The following is a 17,816-nucleotide window of genomic DNA, read 5'->3' as shown; positions in this document are numbered from 1 at the left end:
GGATTCTGATCATTCCACGGCGTTCCGGGCGCCGTGGCGGGAGGGGTTCCCTGTGAAGCGCCGCTGGCATCTTCATTGCTCAAGGCCCCGGACACACCTCTTCCTGGAGCCCTCTTGAACGTCCACCGGTTGCGCCATCTCTTCTCGCGGGCCCTGCGCGCCTCGCTCGCCACGCCGCTGGTGCTCGCGGGCTGTGGCGGCTTGGGGAACAGCTCGGACGTGACGGGCTTTTCGCGAGTCGAGTGCGACGGCCGCTTCCCCGCGCTCGGGGACCTGACGCTGTCCCAGCCCCGGGATTTCGTCCAGCTCCGCTACTTCCACCCTGCGCTGTCGGATCCGCGCGCCAACAAAGCCTCGTCTTCCGGACAGGCGTGCGCGACGGCCACGGACGTCCCCACCTGCGAGGCGGCCCTGGAGGACGCGACCACCGGCAAAGGCTTCCATCGCGAGTGCATCGACTACTGCCAGGAGTTCTTCCTGGTCACGACGTCGGGCGACGCGGTGACGACGTACACGACCGAGGAGTCCGTCCAGGGCCTGCTGGGCACCGTCGACACCTCGCAGGAGGCGGTGCTCCGGGCCTTCGCCGCGGGCTACAACGTGAGCTGCTCCGAACTGAAGCTGGGCGCGGTGAAGAAGAACGAAGACGGCAGCTTCAACGTCATCGGCACGAAGGGCTACGCGTGCGGACCCGACACCGCGCTGACACAGCACCTGGCGCGGGTGTCCACCTCCGGTGAGGTGCGAGAGCTGGAGAGCTACGTCCTGGAGAAGGGCGACCCGAACTGCAACATCGGCCGGCGGCCGGTGGGGCTCCAGGTGGCGGAGGCGTGCCAGAGTCCGGAGGCACTGGGGCGCTACTTCGCGGACGCAGCGCACCTGGAAGCGGCGTCGGTCCATGCGTTCCTGCGGCTGCGCGATGAACTGGAACTGCACGGCGCGGACCTGGGCCTCCAGGACGCGGCACGCCGCAGCGCCATGGAGGAGGTCCAGCACGCCCGGGTGACGGACCGGCTCGCGCGCCGCTTCGGTGGCACGCCCCAGCGTCCGGTGGTGGAGGAGCTGCCCCTGCGCACGCTCGTGGACGTGGCCCTGGAGAACGCCGTGGAGGGCTGCGTGCGCGAGACGTACGGCGCGCTGCTCGCCCACCACCAGGCGATGCACGCGCGCGACCTGGAGGTGCGGCAGGCCATGGTCCGCATCGCGGAGGACGAGACGCGGCACGCGGCGCTGTCGTGGGACGTCGACCAGTGGGCCCGGCCGCGCCTCTCCGCGAAGGAGCGGGACAGCGTGAGGGAGGCCCAGCGGCGCGCGGTGGCGCTCTTGCGGCAGGAGGTCGCGGTGCCGCTCGACGCGTGCATCGTCACGGAGGCGGGCATGCCCACGCCGGAGGCGGCGCTGGCGCTGCTGGACACGCTGGAGCAGGAGCTCTGGGCGTGAGGAGCTTCCTCCCGAGGACCCTGGTGGGAATGTCGCTGCTGCTGGCCGGCTGCGACTCCTCGGCGGACACGGATGGCTACAGGGAGGTCGCCTGCTCCTTCTGGGCGAGCACCCATCCCCACTTCAAGGACCTTCGTCCCGCGGCGGGGCTGGACGCGGTCCAGGTCCGCAGCTCGAGCGAGCCTCGTTCGACGGAATATCCCTCCAGCAGCATCGACGCCTGGGGGCAGACCTGTGCGACGGCCGGTGACGTCTCCGCGTGTCAGGCCGAGGTGGATGCATCACGCCCCTCCGAGGGCTTCCACTTCTCCTGCTACTCCAATGGCATCTGCGCCTACCACTTCCTGCTCACGACCCAGGGGGACGAGGTGCGGATCCATTCCACGCCGGCCGCCGTCAGGGAGGTGCTGGGGACCATCGACACGGAGCAGGAGGCCGTCCTCATGGTCTACGCGTTGGGCTACGACTTCCTCTGCTACGACGTGGACCAGGGAGGCGTGAAGGCGAACGCGGACGGAAGCTACGACGTCATCGGCTTCCGGGGCATCCAATGCGCCCGGGACATCCCCATCACCCAGCACGTCTTCCACGTGTCCACCTCCGGAGAGGTCCGCGAGATGGAGAGCCACGTGCTGCGCGGGGGTGACGAGACCTGCGACTTCGAGCCGCACCTCGCGGATCCTGTGAGGCGGTGACTGCCCGTCACGCGGGCTCGAGTTCGCGTGCCTGGACCCGCTTCTGTCCGCTCAGCCGGACTTTCCAGGAATCCGCCTTGTGACCGTGTCAGACCGTTTGCGACAATCCCGCGTGTGAACGCCCGCGCTCGCGTCCTCTCCGCCGTCCTGCTGGCCACCTGCATCTGGGCCTGCGCCTCCTCGCCGCCGCCGGCCTCGCCGGACGCGTCCCCGGACACAGGCTCGCCCGCGCGCCTGTGGCAGAAGACGTCCGTGACGGGGGACCTCGCGCGCTTCTCCCGCGACGGCACCCGCGTCACCGCGGAAGGCGCGCTGGAGCTGGACCCCTCCACCGCGAAGGACGGCACGGATCCGTTCCCCGCTGGCGCCTGGCTGGACGGCGGCAGCTTCTACAACGGCGGCACCTTCCGCTTCGGCACCGCCACCTCCGAAGTCCAGTCCGTCCCCGGCGGCTTCGACAGCGTGGTGCCGTCCTTCGACGCGCAGACGCCTCCCGGCACCTGGGTGAAGCTCACCGTCTCCGCCCGCGTCGAAGGCACCTGGACCAAGGACTACGAACTGGGCATCTGGGCCTTCGACACCGCCACCGTCGCGCGCCACAGCGTGGACGGCCAGGGCGACGCCGACGGCAACGTCCTCACCGACACGCTCAACCTCAAGCGCCGCGCGGACGCCCTGCGCGTCACCGTCCACCTCTTCTCCGACCGCGCGGATGCCAGCCCCCGCGTCCGGGCGCTCGCCGCCGCCGTCACCGACACGCGCCTCAAGCCCCAGGACGCCACGTCGGACCGCACCGCGTGGGGCATCGTGCTCGACGTGCCGGGCTACTCGCAGATGATCTACCCCGACGGCGGCGAGGTCTGGTGCTCCCCCACGTCCACCACCATGCTGCTCGGCTACTGGAGCCGGAAGCTGGGCCGCGCGGACCTGGAACACCCCGTGCCCACCGCCGCCGCCCACACCTATGACTGGGTCTACAAGGGCACCGGCAACTGGAGCTTCAACACCGCCTACGCCGCCAGCATGTCCAACGGCGCCCTGCACGGACTCGTCGCCCGCTTCGACTCCTTCGCCCCCGTGGAGCGCCTCATCGACGCCGGCATCCCCGTCAGCATCAGCATCGCCTACGAACCCGGCGAGCTCCCCGGCGGCGCCGCCCGCCGCACCGACGGCCACCTCATCGTCGTGAAGGGCTTCACCGACAAGGGCGACGTCGTGGTCAACGACCCTGCTTTCGGCTCCAACGAAACCACCAGCGCCACCTACCCCCGCGCCGAGCTGTGGCGGGCCTGGCAGCACTCCCGGGGGGCCGCGTACGTGCTCTGGCCCGCCGGCACCCCGCTGCCCTCACAGGGCCTCACGCCCCTCCCGTAGCCCCGTGCGTCCGAAGGCGGACACGCGGCCGACGCAGCGCGGCGCGCAGTGTCCACTGGCCGGGGCGTCAGACACCCCGTCCCTTGACGTCCAGCCCTGCGTGCGCGACCCAGCAAGCCCTTTAGGCTTCAGTCCGCAGAATTTAGGCTTGATTTCAAGTCGCGGAATGTAAATACCTGCGCGCGTGATTTTGATGTCCCCACCGGTCATCCGGGAGGGGACCACCTGGAGGCAGGACCATGGAGCAGAAGCCGCTGCGGGACTTCCTGGAGATTCCCTACGACGAGCTGGAGGAGCTCAACCTCAAGGTGAAGGAGCAGCGCCTCCGCCGCGAGTCGGCCGACAAGATTCGCGAGGAGCGGATCAAGTACCTGACGGACGAGAAGCGCATCAAGGCCGTCACCGTGTGCTTCACCGACCTGGAAGGTCGGCTGCACATGCTGGACTACGACAAGAAGTTCCTCCTCAAGAGCGCGGACAACCTCACCTTCGACGGCTCCTCCATCCGCGGCTTCTCCGCGCAGGCGGAGAGCGACCTGCGCCTGAACGTGGACTGGAGCGCGTTCTACTGGCTGCCGTCGGACATCTTCGGCCCCGGCAAGGTGCTGGCGTTCTGCGAAGTGCTGGAGCGCGACGGCACGCCGTACCACTCGGACATGCGCGGCCAGCTCAAGCGCGCCACCGATCAGCTGTTCCAGAAGGACGGCACCGTGTTCCACGCGGCGCCGGAAATCGAAGGCTTCCTCTTCAAGAACCGTGACGCCGAGCGCCACTACCACGAAGAGGGCAAGTTCGAGTTCATCTCCATCGGCGGCTACTACCACGCGCTGCCGGGCGACGGGCTGCGCACCTTCATCGACAAGGCCGCCGAAGCGCAGCGCGCCATGGGCTTCCAGAACGAGAAGGACCACCCGGAAGTGGCCCCTTCGCAGTTCGAGATGAACTTCTCGTACAGCGAGGCGCTGGTCGCCGCTGACCAGATCCAGCTCTACAAGCTGCTCTGCCGCCAGGTCGCCGCGCAGCAGGGGCTGACGGCCAGCTTCCTGCCCAAGCCCGTCACGGGCGTGAACGGCAACGGCATGCACATCAACATGTCGCTGTCGAAGAACAACAAGAACCTGTTCTACGACAAGGGCGGTCAGGACGGCCTGTCGCCCATGGGCTGGGAGTTCATCGACCGCATCCTCACCAATGCGAACGACATCTGCCTGGTGCTCAACTCCAGCGTGAACTCGTACCGCCGCCTGGATCCGCACTACGAGGCGCCCAACCAGATCAAGGCCTCCGCGAACAACCGCGGCGCCATGGTGCGCATCCCGTTCGGCAACGAGCGCAGCGCGCGCGTCGAGTGCCGTTCGGTGGCGCCGGACGCGAACCCGTACATGGTCCTCTACACGCTCTTGAAGACGGGCCTGGAGGGGCCGCAGCCGCAGGAGGACGCGGAGACCAAGCGCAGCCGCACGCGCTTCCTGCCGGACAACATCTACGACGCGGTGCGCTTCTTCAAGGGCAGCCAGTTCATCGCGCAGACGCTGGGTGAGCAGGTGCAGGGCAAGTACGCGGAGCTGAAGGTGGCCTCCGCGGACCGCTGCCCCAAGCAGCTGGGGACCCGCGTGAAGGACGCGGAGATCCAGTTCCACCATGAGGTGACGAACCAGTACCTCTGGAACCTCTTCTAGAGTTCGCGGTAGCGCGCCTGGAGGAACAGGTAGGCGGCGTAGGCCACCAGGCCCGCCGCCACCACCCCCAGGAGCACGTCGCCCGCGGGTTGGCGGGCGACGACGGCCAGGGCCTCTCCCAGGCCCTTGGCCTCTCCCGGGTTCGCGTCCACGCCCGCGAGCACCAGGAAGCCGCCGATGACGGCGAACACCACGCCCCGCGCCGCGATGCCGAACTGGCACACCCGCTCCACGCGGTGCTGATGCGTCGCCGCCAGGCCCGTGAGCGTGAGCTTCTCCCGGAACTTCGCCTTCCACGCCGTGTGGAACTGCTTCAGCGCGAAGCCGACGATGCCCAGCCCCACCAGCACCACCAGGACGCGGCCGAAGGGCTGCTCCATCAGCGTCGCCGTCCAGCCCTGCGTGCCCTTGCCCCTCCCCTGTGAGGCGCCCACCACGGTCTTCACGGCGAACAGCGCCAGCGAGCCGTAGATGACGCCGCTGATGAAGTACATGGCGCGCGCGGCAAGGCCCTTCGCGTCCGAGCCCTTCTCCTCCGTGTCCGCGAACGCCTGCGCGAAGCGCCAGACGACGTAGCCCATCAGGCCCACCGCCAGCAGGGACAGCAGCGCGATGCCGAAGGGCCCGTGCGCCACGGTGGCCACCGCGCCGTGGCTGTCCGTGGCGCGGCCGCCCTCGCCCGCCGCGAGCTTCAGCGCGAGCACGCCGATGATGGCGTAAACGCAGCCCTTCGCGGCGTAGCCCATGCGGCCCAGCTTCTTCGCCCACGGGTGGTTCGCGGCTTCCTTCGCGCCGCGCGACAGCCGCTCCATGCCCGGCCCCCGCATCACGTCCATCGTCGCCATGTGGATGCTCCTCCGTCCCTCACCCAGGACCGAAGGACAGGGTGCGCATCCGGCGGCGCGGACGGACGCCAGCCGCCTCCCCCGGTCCCCCTTCCGAGCGGGGAACGGGGGGCCCGGCTGGCTGCTTGCTCAGTCGAGCGTGACGAAGCAGCGCGATATGCAGAAGGTTGCTGATCGCCCATGAGTGGATGCTTCAGGCGCCGGCCCTCAGTGCCAATCGCTCCATGCGGCACCGGGAAAGCAAGCGCAGCCGCACGACCGTGCCACCTGTAGCCCGGGCAAGATTTGCCCCGCCTCCTCGAAGTGGAGAAGAGTGGGAACGGAGTACCGGCACACTTGAGGGACCGTCTGTCCTCCAGCAAGACCCACTGGAGATGCCGATGCCAAGCCTCAGCACCGAGAAGAAGCTCGCGCAGCTCCTCGCCAAGTACAAGTCGATCCTCGGTCCCTGGTCCGACCTGATTTCCCAGCAAGAGCTGGCACGAATGCTGACGCGCAGGGACTTCTTCCATCTGGCTGAGCCAGGCCCTTCACACAAATCCTACCTCGTCGATGGACTCTTGGTTATCCAGAGCGCCATATCCACGCTGGACCTTCCAGAAAAAGAGCTGCACGAGGCCCTGTCGTCCGCGCTCTTGGAAGTCTACACGGACCGTAGGAATGCCGAGCAGCAGGCGGCGGTCGCTTCCGCCGTCACCGAGACCCAGGACAAGATCTTCGCGGACGTCGGCCGGATTCTCAGCGGCAGCCGCCCGCGCGCCAAGAGCCGGATCCCCATCCGTCTCCTTCCCGTTCCAGTTCTCAAGATGACGGGCTCCGAGATTCGCGAGACGATTGCAGGGGGACCGCCGCCCGCACTTCTTGAGCTGAGCGACACCTCCGTCGAGATGCTCAGCATCCTGGGCGGACAGTCGCTCACGCGTGCGCAACGCAGCATTCTCTCCGCGAGCCTGCGCGAACATCTCCTGACCCCCGATACGGGTTCGCCCATGGATACCGGCCCCTTCTCACAGGCGAGCATCCTGGGTGCCATCATCGGCCTGGTGCACTTCATGCTGCACTTCCCACAGGCGTGGCTCTTCGTCCGCATTCCTGAAACGACGGAGTCCACCCCGGACACCTACGCCCTTCCCCGGAGAGGGGCCCCCTGGCTCATCGAGCACAAGGCCGTCGCTCCACTTGCCAGTGAACAACGAGGCAAAGTCCTCGACACCTGTGAGCGTGTCTACCGGCAGCATCTTCGAGGGAGAGTGCAGCTCGAGCAGGCTCCAGTGGCGCCCAAGGCGGGTGCCCCGAGCGTAGCCGTTGGAGGCGCTGGAAGCCCTGGTGGGCGCGGCGTGACCTTGGGGGGAAAAGCGCTGACCGTCGTCGTCCTCCCACAAGCTTCACTGCACGGTCAGTACACACACCAGCCTGTTGGCAAGCGCTACTGTCCCCCAAGCAAACGGTGCATTGATGCCTGCTTGAAAGGCCCCATGGGTTCCGGTGACAAGTCCGCCAGCCTGGTGAGCCTTCTCTGGCACAAGGAGAATGAGTCCCGTCCGAGGAGAGAGAGGGACCGCCATTGGAGTCGTGTCCTCAGCGCCGCCCTGGCCTGCGAGACCGCCGCGTGGACGGGAAGCAGCCACGGATGTGATGTGGGGCTTGCCCGGCTCTCGGAAGCGCTCACCGAGGCTTCCGACGCCATCGACCCGGAGCAGGCAGCGGCCCTGCTGCATCACCATCTACGAGTCACCGCGGCGCGCGCATCCCAGGCTCGGCGAAGAGAAATCACGCAGCGGCTTCTCCAGGAGCGAAAGGTCTCCGGTCCAGCCCTCGTTGCACTCCAGCGCGAGGCGGACAGCCCGGCGGGACCCGAGCAGCCCGTGAAGCCCCACCGTCTTGGCCACCGAACGCTTCGAGAGGTCACCGGCGAGGAGGAGGTCGTCGAGGAAGTCAGAGGGGACGACGCCAGCTTCGCGTCTTTCGGCTTCCTTCGCGAAGGTGAGCTCCGGATGTCCATGGGCTGGGCGGCCTACGAACATGCCTTCGAGAACCCGGATGCCGGAGGCCCATTCGAGCTTGCGCTCCAGGAGCTACAGGAGCACATCCTGCCCGGTCTCTCCCTCTCCAGAAGCGTCCTGGCCGAAGAGACCGTGACGGTCCATCAGCGCCGGTTCAATCTTGGGAAGTCTTTCTCCATTGAACGCGCGCTCTACAACGACAAGAACCTGCTGGAACGAATCCACGGCTGGGTTTCACTGGACGGGCGGATCTCCGCGACCTGGCGTACGGAAGAGTTCGGTGACGGGGCCGGATAGGCCGGACAAGACGCCTGACAGCCCAGCAGGATTCCTTGGCGCACACCCTCGGCAGACGCTGGGGTGCGCAGTCTTCGCGCCGGGCGTCAGCGCTCCCCCGCGGCGCCTGGGAGGGGGGCCCAATCCAGCGCCTCGGGCGCCTCGGCGAAGAGCGATTTCAACGCGGGAACCCTCGCACGGTGTCGCTTCATCTCGACCCATACGGTGGGGTGGCTGACCCGCAGGAGCGCGTCCCGCAGCAGGACCAGTCGCTTGCCGGATGCGCCTGCGCGCTTCTCCTCGCAATACTCGCGCAGCCTCGCGCGATACCCATCGAAGGCCTGTGCGCGGGCGGTCGGCAGGGGTGCACGGTTCAGTCCGAGCACCTCCAGCGTGTACCTCGCCCGGGCCGCGTCGCGCGTCCCGCCCTTCGCCGTCACGACGAACTGGAAGGTGTCGAGGATGTCGAGCGTCAGCCACTGCGTCGCATCGTCCTTGCGCGGGTCGAGGAGCACCGGCTTGCCGGTGGCCGGCTTCTTGAGCGTGGGCTGGGTCTGGCCCTGCTTGCGTTTCGGGTGGGCGAGCAACGTAGGACTGCGGCTCGCGCCGACGAAGACCGCGAACTGGTTGTTCTTCGGGCCGTTGCAGGGACCGCACGCGTAGCAGTAGTTGTCCCAGACGAAGACGCGCTCCGGATAGAGGTCCTTCGGCCAGATGTGCTCGACCTCGTCGGCCACCGAGTCTTCGCAATAGGAACAGCGCCGCGCGCCGGAACACATCCGCGTGAGGACCGCCTTCACGCTCGCGAAGGTCGCGTTCTTCCTCGCATTGTACCGGGAGAAGAGCCGCTTCGCCTCCGCGACGCGGCCGGTGTAGCCACGATGCGCCAGGACCTCGTCCTGATACGCATTCAGTTGCTTCGCGACCTTCGCCTCCAGGCGAAACCGGGGCAGCCGGATCATGCCTTCGACTCCTTCGGCTCCGACACGTACGCGACGGTTGGAGAGGACCGCCGGAGCTCCTGCTGCCGGGTCATCTCCTTCTTCGTCAGTCCATCCGTCAGCTCCCTGGCGTTCAGGTCCGCGAGCTCGTCGACGCGGGCCTGCGACGTGCGCGAGCGGGTCGTCTGCTGCAGACCGAAGGCTCCGGTCCCGTAGGCCTCAAGCACATTGCCGAAGACAAGACGTTCCAGGTCGAGGCCGGTGAGGAACCGCGCTTCCTCGTCAGAGCCCGGCGCGGCGAGCTTGAACACGGTGCCAGACTCCGCTGCCTGGCAGACGAGCGGACTGTGGGTCGTGACGAGGAACTGGATGTTCGGAAAGTGCTTGCAGAACCAGGGGCCGATCTCCCGCTGCCATGTCGGGTGCAGGTGTGCGTCGACCTCGTCAATCATCACGACACCGGGCCGCGCCACGTTCAGACCCGACTTGTCGAAGAGAGCGACACCGGGGTACGCGAGTGACAGTTGGCGGAGCAGCTCGAACGTCATGCTGAGGACGGCACGATGCCCGTCGCTCAGGTTCTCAGCGGGGACGCGCGCTTTGGAGGCATTGCGGAAAACGACCTCCTGCGGCGTGACCTCGTCGATGTGCATCCCGTGGGGAAGGAACCCGGGCTGGTTCACGAACCTGCTCACCTTGTCCACGGTGACTGGCGCAACGCGCGGCTTCTTTCGCCCACCCGGCGAGTATTCAAGCAGCGCGAGGTCGCACAGCCACTTGAGGCCGGATGTCAACGCCACCGACTCACCGAAAATCGAAAGGTGGCGCGTGACGCGCGACTGCGCTTCAAGGAGCTTCTCCCACTCCCGGTCACCGCCGGTGAAGCGGCGGAACGGCCCGTAGGACGCCGCGAACCAGCCGCGCGGGCTTCCCCAGATGTTCGACTCGGGCGGCGCGCCTCGCGTCTTCCATTGCGTCGACCCGACAACCCGAGGTTTCGGGTGACGAAGCACGTCGACTCCCACGCGCAGCGGACCCTTCACGGCTGACCTGCCGACAGGCCGATCTTGCTTCGGGTCAGCTTCAACCAGGAGATCGATGTCCGCTGAACCGGTTCCGAAGCGCACCCAGTCGTTCCAGTTGAGACGCAGCATCGGCGCCTCTTCCGGTCCAACGAGCGCAAGTGCCGCGGCCCGGAGGACGGAACTCTTGCCGGCTCCGTTGTCCCCGATGAACACGTGCCATCCGGCCCGCGGCGCCTTGGACGGAAGCTCCCAGTCGAGTGCTTCGATGCCGCGGAAGTTCCGGATGGAGATTCGGGTCAGGTACATGAACGACAAGATATCAGCCGATGCGACGACAGCGATGCCAGACTGGCATTGTCGCTAGCGCAACGTCCGCACGGCCTGTACCACGCGGGGCCATTCCTTGGAGCGCGGGTCGATGAGCTCGAAGTGGCCCGCGCCCTTCAGGGGCACCAGGTGCACGGGGTCCTTCTGCTGGACGCCCCGGGCGTGGAAGCCCTCGCTGACCTTCAGGGGGACGGTGTCGTCCTCGGTGCCGTGGATGAGGACCTGCGGCAGCTTCAGCGGCTGGAGGGCGGCGGGTGAGGCCACGGCGTAGCGCTCGGGGACCTGTTCCGGGGTGCCGCCCATGAAGGTCTTCACGATGCCGTTCCCCAGGTCCAGCGCCGCGCCCTGCGCGAGGTCCACCACGCCGGCCAGGGACACCACGCCCTTCAGCTTCAGCGGTGCGTCCCGGTACAGCGGCTGCTTCGGCGTGAGGCGGTGCCGAGCGGCCAGCCACATGGCCAGGTGTCCGCCAGCGGAGTGGCCCATGGCCACCACGTTGGAGAGGTCCAGCCCCAGCGACGGGGCCGCGTCCACCAGGTGGTCCGCGGCGGAGGCCACGTCCTCGAAGGTGCCGGGGAAACCGCCGCCGTCCTGGCCCACGCGCCGGTACTCCACGCTCCACGTCGCGAAGCCGCGCTTCGTCAGGTCCGCGCACAGGTGGCCCGCGTGCTCCAGGCCGTACTCGGCGCGCCAGAAGCCGCCGTGGACGAAGAGGACCACGGGGTGCGGGCCCTTGCCCTTGGGCTTGCGCAGCTCGGTGAACTGCTGCGGGGCTTCGCCATAGGCGATTCGCGCGTCCGGCGGCGGCTGCGGCGTTTCCAGGACCCACATGGAGCTCATGCGCGCATCTTGGGAACGGGCGGGCGGGCACCGCAAGTCGCGCCGCGCCGCCAGGGGGCGAAGTGCGTGGAGACTGAAGGCTCCGGTACGCTCCCCCCGCGATGGGAGCGTCCTGGCGTGCTTGAGGCGAATGAAGCAGAACTGCGCATGGCCCTGGCCGAGGGCCTCCTCTCCCGCGAGGACGTGGAGGCCGTGCGCGAGGAAGCCGCGCGGCGTGGAATCTCTCCGCTCCAGCTCCTCGTGGAGCAGGGGCGGATCACCGCGGATTCGCTCGTGTCGATGCGCAGGAGCATGGAGGCGGAGGCCGAGACGCCTCCGAGCGATGACGAACGCCCCCATGACGGCGCACGCAAGGGCACCGGTGACGACACGCTGCCTCCGGGCGCCGCGCCCGCCGCCGTGGTGGACGGGCCTGCGTTTCCGGTGCCGCACTGGACGCTCTACCGGCCCGTGCGCTTCCTGGGTCAAGGCGGCATGGGCCGCGTCTTCCTGGCCCGGGACCTGCGGCTGCACCGGGACGTGGCGCTGAAGTTCGTTCGCGACGAAGACCCGGAGCTGTCCCGCCGCTTCATCTCCGAGGCCCGCGCGCAGGCCCGCGTGGACCATGAGCGCGTCTGCCGCGTGTACGAGGTCGGCGAGGTCCAGGGCCGCGCGTACATCGCCATGCAGTACATCGCGGGGACGCCGCTGCACGCCCTGGCCGGAACGCTGTCCATGGAGCAGAAGGCGCTCGTGCTTCGCGACGCCACGCTGGGAGTACACGCGGCCCATCTGGCCGGGCTCGTGCACCGCGACCTCAAGCCCTCCAACATCCTCGTGGAGCGCGGCGAGGACGGCGCCCTGCGCCCCTACGTCATGGACTTCGGCCTGGCGCGCGACTGGTCCAGCGACGATGCCGCCACCGCCACCGGCACCGTGCTGGGTACGCCCCAGTACATGGCCCCGGAGCAGGCCCGGGGCGAAGTGTCCCGCCTGGACCGGCGCGCGGACGTCTACAGCCTGGGCGCCACCCTGTACCACCTGCTCACCGGCCAACCGCCTGTCACCGGTGCCAATGGATTGGAGGTGCTCGGGCGCATCGCCACCCAGGAACCTCGCCGTCCTCGAGAGCTGGATGCGGAGATTCCGGCGGACCTGGAGGCCATCGTCCTCAAGTGCCTGGAGAAGGAACGCTCGCGGCGCTATGGCTCCGCGCGGGCGCTGGCGGAGGACCTCACGCGGTTCCTCGAAGGCGACCGCGTCCTCGCGCGCACCGGCCCCGCGTACCGCGTGCGCAAGTGGGTGGCCCGTCACCGGATCGCCGTCGTCGTCGCGAGCATCACCGGGCTCGCCGTGGCGGGCGCCGTGGGACAGGGCGTGATGGCCCGGCGGGAAGTGGCCCACCGCGAGGCCCTGACCCGGCGCTTCACCGAAGGTGTTGAACGCATCGAGGCCCAGGCCCGCTACTCCGGACAGGCGCCCCTGCACGACACGCGGCCGGACCGCGAGGCGATGCGCGCCCGCATGCGCGACATCGAAGCCTCCATGCGCGACGCCGGCCCCGTCGCGGAAGGCCCGGGCCACTACGCGCTGGGACGCGGGTTCCTCGCGCTGGGGGACGAGGAGACCGCGCTCACGCACCTGGAGGCCGCATGGGCAAAGGGCTTCCGCGAGCCTCGCGTGGCGTATGCGCTCGCGCTGGTGCTGGGCCACCGCTACCAACGGGAACGGCTGGAAGCGGACCGCATCCCGGACACCGTCAGCCGAGAGGCGAAGCGGCGCGAAGCCCAGACGCACTCCCGCGACCCGGCGCTGGCCTTCCTGGAGCAGGGCCGTGGCGCGGAGGTGCCCGCCCCCGAATACGCGGAGGCCCTCCGCGCCTTCCATCAGGAGCGCTTCGAGGACGCGCTGAAGTCACTGGACGCACTGGGCACGCGGCTGCCGTGGTTCCACGAAGCGCCACTGCTTCGGGGCGACGTCCTGCTCGCCCTCGCCGTACGCCATGCGCTGGCGAGCGAACGCGACGCGGCCCGGGACGACCTGGAGGCCGGACGCCGGGCCTACGACGCGGCGGCGGACATCGGCCGCAGCGTGTCCGCCGTGCACCGGGCTCGGGCGGAGCTGGAACAGGAGGCCCTGCTGCTGGAGCAGTCCGGCCAGGGTGACGTGCTGCCCGCGTACACGCGTGGGATGGAGGCCGTGTCACGCGCGCGCACGGCGGCTCCTGATGAAGCGGACACCTGGGTGCTGGAGGCAAGGCTCCACCGTCGGCTCGCTCAGGTGCGCCTGAGCAGCGGAGGTGACGTGGAGCCACTCCTCACCCGCACGCTCGACGCGGCGAAGGAGGCCCTGAGGCTGGAGCCCTCCAAGGTGGAGGCACGCCACGCGCTGGCCATGGGCTGGTGGCAGTGGGCCCGCTACCGGCAGGAACGGAACGAGGATCCGCGCGAACAGCTGCGGGCCGCCGTCGCTGCCTTCGAGTCCATCCCGGAGTCCGCGCGCGACTACGACTTCCACCTGGACCTGGGGCTCGTCTTCAAGGTGTGGGCGGATTCAGAGGACGGACGCGGTGGGGACTCGCTGCCCTTCCGGCAGCAGGCCATCACGTCCTACCGGCGGGCGCTGGAATTGGACGCGAAGCGGCCGGATGCGTGGATCAACCTGGGTACCGCCTACGTGAACCGCGCCAACCATCCGCGTGCGCCGTCGAAGGACTCGGACCTGGAGGAGGCCCGGACGGCGCTGGAGCGCGCGAGCACGCTCGACCCGGGACACGTCGTCGCGTGGTTCTACCTCGCGGAGGTCCACCGCACGCTCGCCCTGCGCCTGCGCGACCACGGCGGCGACGCAGGGCCGGGGCTTGCCCGCGCGCTGGAAGCCTACCGCCACGGCGTCGTCATCAACGCGAAGCTGCCACCGCTCCAGAACGGCGTGGGCACGGTCCTGCTCGACCAGGCCCGCGAGGCGTGGGACCGGGGAGACGCGCCTGAGCCGTTGCTGGACCAGGCGGAGCAGGCCTTCACCCAGGCCATCGCCATCGCGCCCACCGTGGGCTTCGCGCACAACAACCTGGGCGAGGTGCGCATGTGGCGCGCGACCTGGCGCCTGCTGCGCGACCAGGACCCCACCGCGAGCGCGAAGGAGGCCCAGGCCGAGCTCCAGCAGGCCACCACGTTGCTGCCGGGGCTCGCCGAACCGTGGGCCAACCTGGGACAGGTGCACCACACCGTGGCCGCGTATGCGCTGAAGCACGGGAGGGATCCGCGTCCGGCACTGGCCCAGGCCACGGAGGCGCTGGAGCGCGCGCTGAAGCTCAATCCATCGCTCGCGCAGGCATGGCGCTGGCGGGGCGAAGTGAGGTCACTTCAGGCTCGCGACGAAGCACATCGGGGCCTGAAGCCAGACGCGTCCTTCCAGGCCGCGGCGAGCGACTTCCAGAAGGCGCTGGAGCTGGACCCCGAGAACCTGGACCCGCGCCTGGCCTACGGCGCCTTCCTTCGCGAATGGGGCGCGACCGCCTCCGGTCCGGATGCCCGCGCCCACCTCCAGCAGGGCCTGTCGCTCACCGAAGCCGTGCTCACCGCGCGCCCGAAGTGGAAGGACGCGAATGGGTTGCGCGATGACCTGCGCCGCGCCCTCGCGAAGCTGCCGCAGGACTGACCGTGGATGGCGCGACATCGTCGCCGTTCGAGGCGTTGCAGCCCTGACGCAGCGTACGTAGCGCCGGTGCATGCCACTCGCCCTCTACACCGGAATCGCGGTCTCGGACCAAGCCACGGCTCGCGACTGTTCGGGGGACCGCCCATGTTCGTCGCCACGCCCACGAACGCGGTGTTTGCTCCCGCCCTGACGGTACATTCGAACGCCCCGAACCCTTTCGTGTGGGAGCACGTCGATGAGCGCTACCAGGCCGCCCTTCGGACCGCAGGTCTTCACTCCAGCGGATGCCGCCTTCGAGCAGCGTGTTCGCGACAGCTTCGCGCGCCAGCGCGTCATGGACACCCTTGGCGCGACGCTGACCTCCGTGTCGCCGGGCGAGGTCGTCATCGAGCTGCCGTTCCGGGAGGACCTCACGCAGCAACACGGATACCTGCACGCGGCCATCGTCACGGCCATCGTCGACAGCGCCTGCGGCTACGCGGCGTACTCGCTGATGCCCGTGGACGCCGCCGTGCTGACGGTGGAGTACAAGGTGAACTTCCTCGCGCCCGCCGCTGGCAGGAAGTTCATCGCGCATGGGCGGGTGACGAAGCCCGGCCGGACGCTCACTGTCACCACGGGTGACGTGTTCGCGGAGACCGATGCGGGCCTCAAACCCGTCGCGACCATGCTCGCGACGATGATGGCCGTGAGCCATCGGGAGACCCCGGGCTGAGACGTCTCGAGGTCAGCGCCTCGCCCGGTGACTCCGGGGTGGCGGGGGAACCGCGGTGATGCCAGCGAGGATGAGCGCGATCCCCGCGAGGAACTCCTCCCGGTCGTCATGGCCGGGCATCTGGTCGGCGACAGCCCGGGTGAACGGGTAGTCGTCGGGGTCGAGCTCTTTCCATGCCGTTGACACAGCGCCCAGGAACTCGTCGCGGTTCACGCCGGGCCCGTGAGCACGGCCGTTGACGGCGTTCTGGCCAGCGGCGCCGAGGATGTAGTGCATCAACACGGTGGCCACGGTGAACCAGCGGCGCTCGGGCACACCCAGCGCACGGACCTGCCGACCGATACTTTCGAGGATCCGCGGCGTCACCGACTTCCAGGGGCCGCGTGAGAACTGCGTGGCGAGCTGCGTGGCGAGCCACGGGTGTTCGTCGATCGCGTCGAACAAGCCGAGCGCGACGGCGTTGAGCGCATCCCGCGGTGAGTCCGGAGACCCGGCGGGCTCGGTGGCCAGCGCGGCGGCGACGACGGCGTCGGTCGCCGCGTCGAGCAGCTCGTCCTTGTTCGCCACATGCCAGTAGATGGCCCCAGGCCCGGTGGCCAGGCGCTCGGTCAGCGCCCGGAACGTCAGCCCGCCCTCGCCGGCCGTGTCGAGCAGCTCGACGGCCGCCTCGATGATGCGCTCGCGGGAGAGCGCCTCTGTCCGCCGCTCCGACTTGCGCGTCCGCGGTGCCATGCCTCCATCGTGGCATGCCTGGAACGCCGTTCCAACTTCCTTGACATCTCTGGAACGCCGTTCCAATTTAAGTATGGAACGACGTTCCATGGATGGCCGGCCGGACCTCACCGGTGGCCTGGAGCCCGAAGGAGCCCCCATGCAGACCCCCGTTACGATCATCGGCGCCGGACTCGGCGGACTCACCCTGGCCCGCGTCCTCCACGTCCACGGCATCCCGGCCACGGTCTACGAGGCGGAGCCCTCACCGACGGCGCGCACGCAGGGCGGGATGCTCGACATCCACGACTACAACGGCCAGTTGGCGCTCCAGGCGGCGGGCCTGATGGACGCGTTCCGCGGCCTCATCCTGGAGGGCCGCGAGGCGACGCGGGTCCTCGCCTGGGACGGGACCGTGCTGCTCGACCAACCCGATGACGGCACGGGGGGACGCCCCGAGGTCCTCCGCGGCGAGCTGCGAAAGCTCCTGATCGACTCACTCCCCGCCGGCACCGTCCGGTGGGGCCACAAGGTCAGCAGCGTCCGTGCCCTCGGCGACGGCCGCCACGAGGTGACCTTCGCCAACGGCACCACCGTCGTCACCCGCCTGCTGGTCGGCGCGGACGGCGCGTGGTCACGGGTCCGGCCGCTGCTCTCCAACGCCACTCCTGAGTACGTCGGCACGTCGTTCATCGAGACCTACCTGTTCGACGCCGACACCCGGCACCCCGCCAGCGCGAAAGCGGTCGGCGGCGGGGCGATGGCCGCGCTCGTACCGGGGGGAAAGGGGATCCAGGCCCACCGCGAGAGCGGCGGGACGCTCCACACCTACGTCGCGCTCACCCAGCCGAAGGAGTGGTTCGCCGGCATCGACTTCACCGATTCCGCCACGGCCACCGCGCGGATCGCGCAGGAGTTCACCGGCTGGGCACCGGAGCTCACCGCGCTGATCACCGACGGCGACACCCCACCGGTCCTCCGGCCCATCAACACCCTGCCCATCGGGCACCGGTGGGACCGCGTGCCCGGCGTGACCTTGCTCGGCGACGCCGCGCACCTCACACGCCCGAACGGCGAAGGCGCCAACCTGGCCATGTACGACGGCGCCGAGCTCGGCAAGGCCATCGCCGCGCACCCCGGTGATGTCGAAGCCGCGCTCACCGCGTACGAGGAGGCCCTGTTCATCCGCAGCGCCGAGGCCGCCATCGAAGCCACTCGCGACTTCGGGCTCTGCTTCGACGACAACGCGCCCCACGGCCTGATCAGCCTGCTCACCGGAAACGCGTAGCCGCCCGAGCCTCGGTTC

At 69.1% G+C, this 17,816-nt stretch carries 13 protein-coding genes; 8 read left to right on the top strand and 5 right to left on the bottom strand.

Annotation, left to right across the window (positions count from 1 at the left end; genetic code table 11):
- The first annotated feature begins 114 nt into the window (after nt 1–114).
- From D7X32_RS04135 to D7X32_RS04120, 4 genes are all read left to right on the top strand, one after another.
- A complete protein-coding gene (locus tag D7X32_RS04135) occupies nt 115–1,440 on the top strand; it encodes a ferritin-like domain-containing protein (RefSeq protein ID WP_120601184.1) in 1,326 nt (441 codons plus the stop codon).
- A complete protein-coding gene (locus D7X32_RS04130; RefSeq protein WP_147450022.1) occupies nt 1,437–2,135 on the top strand; it encodes a hypothetical protein in 699 nt (232 codons plus the stop codon). The genes D7X32_RS04135 and D7X32_RS04130 overlap by 4 nt, the downstream gene beginning before the upstream one ends.
- Before the next feature lie 114 nt (nt 2,136–2,249).
- Nucleotides 2,250–3,509 (top strand): C39 family peptidase, encoded by a 1,260-nt coding sequence (locus tag D7X32_RS04125; protein ID WP_120601182.1) that lies wholly within the window; start codon nt 2,250–2,252, stop codon nt 3,507–3,509.
- Nucleotides 3,510–3,748: 239 nt separating this feature from the next.
- Nucleotides 3,749–5,188, top strand: coding sequence for a glutamine synthetase family protein (locus D7X32_RS04120; protein WP_120601181.1), 1,440 nt, complete (start codon nt 3,749–3,751; stop codon nt 5,186–5,188).
- On the opposite strand, the gene D7X32_RS04115 is transcribed toward D7X32_RS04120, so the two are convergent.
- Nucleotides 5,185–6,033, bottom strand: coding sequence for a DUF1206 domain-containing protein (locus D7X32_RS04115; RefSeq protein ID WP_120601180.1), 849 nt, complete (start codon nt 6,031–6,033; stop codon nt 5,185–5,187). The genes D7X32_RS04120 and D7X32_RS04115 overlap by 4 nt on opposite strands.
- A 380-nt stretch (nt 6,034–6,413) precedes the next feature.
- On the opposite strand from D7X32_RS04115, the gene D7X32_RS04110 reads away from it, so the two are divergent.
- Complete coding sequence (locus D7X32_RS04110; protein WP_147450021.1) at nt 6,414–8,333, top strand: hypothetical protein; 1,920 nt, start codon at nt 6,414–6,416, stop codon at nt 8,331–8,333.
- A gap of 86 nt (nt 8,334–8,419) precedes the next feature.
- Here the strand turns inward: D7X32_RS04110 and D7X32_RS04105 are convergent, their stop codons facing one another.
- Genes D7X32_RS04105 through D7X32_RS04095 form a run of 3 tightly spaced genes read right to left on the bottom strand, consistent with a single transcriptional unit; the run spans nt 8,420 to nt 11,445 of the window.
- Nucleotides 8,420–9,274, bottom strand: coding sequence for an HNH endonuclease family protein (locus D7X32_RS04105; protein WP_120601178.1), 855 nt, complete (start codon nt 9,272–9,274; stop codon nt 8,420–8,422).
- On the bottom strand, nt 9,271–10,584 hold the full coding sequence (locus tag D7X32_RS04100; RefSeq protein ID WP_147450020.1) for an AAA family ATPase: 1,314 nt from the start codon (nt 10,582–10,584) through the stop codon (nt 9,271–9,273). Before D7X32_RS04100 ends, D7X32_RS04105 begins: the two co-directional genes overlap by 4 nt.
- Nucleotides 10,585–10,638: 54 nt before the next feature.
- On the bottom strand, nt 10,639–11,445 hold the full coding sequence (locus tag D7X32_RS04095) for an alpha/beta hydrolase family protein (protein ID WP_120601176.1): 807 nt from the start codon (nt 11,443–11,445) through the stop codon (nt 10,639–10,641).
- 117 nt (nt 11,446–11,562) lie between these two features.
- Here D7X32_RS04095 and D7X32_RS04090 point away from each other — a divergent pair, with 117 nt between their 5' ends.
- A complete protein-coding gene (locus D7X32_RS04090; protein ID WP_244238837.1) occupies nt 11,563–15,084 on the top strand; it encodes a protein kinase domain-containing protein in 3,522 nt (1,173 codons plus the stop codon).
- 235 nt (nt 15,085–15,319) lie between these two features.
- Nucleotides 15,320–15,799, top strand: coding sequence for a PaaI family thioesterase (locus D7X32_RS04085; protein WP_120601174.1), 480 nt, complete (start codon nt 15,320–15,322; stop codon nt 15,797–15,799).
- Nucleotides 15,800–15,811: 12 nt separating this feature from the next.
- Here the strand turns inward: D7X32_RS04085 and D7X32_RS04080 are convergent, their stop codons facing one another.
- Nucleotides 15,812–16,531: a TetR/AcrR family transcriptional regulator gene (locus tag D7X32_RS04080; RefSeq protein WP_120601173.1), complete on the bottom strand. Its 720-nt coding sequence runs from the start codon at nt 16,529–16,531 to the stop codon at nt 15,812–15,814.
- A gap of 139 nt (nt 16,532–16,670) precedes the next feature.
- Between D7X32_RS04080 and D7X32_RS04075 the strand changes: the two genes are divergently transcribed.
- On the top strand, nt 16,671–17,798 hold the full coding sequence (locus tag D7X32_RS04075) for an FAD-dependent oxidoreductase (RefSeq protein WP_120601198.1): 1,128 nt from the start codon (nt 16,671–16,673) through the stop codon (nt 17,796–17,798).
- Nucleotides 17,799–17,816 lie beyond the last annotated feature (18 nt).

It is taken from the genome of Corallococcus carmarthensis, from assembly GCF_003611695.1.
In the GTDB taxonomy this organism is placed as follows: Bacteria; Myxococcota; Myxococcia; order Myxococcales; family Myxococcaceae; genus Corallococcus; species Corallococcus carmarthensis.
The sequence above is the reverse complement of the archived record's forward strand: the minus strand, read 5'-3'. Positions and strand labels throughout refer to the sequence as shown.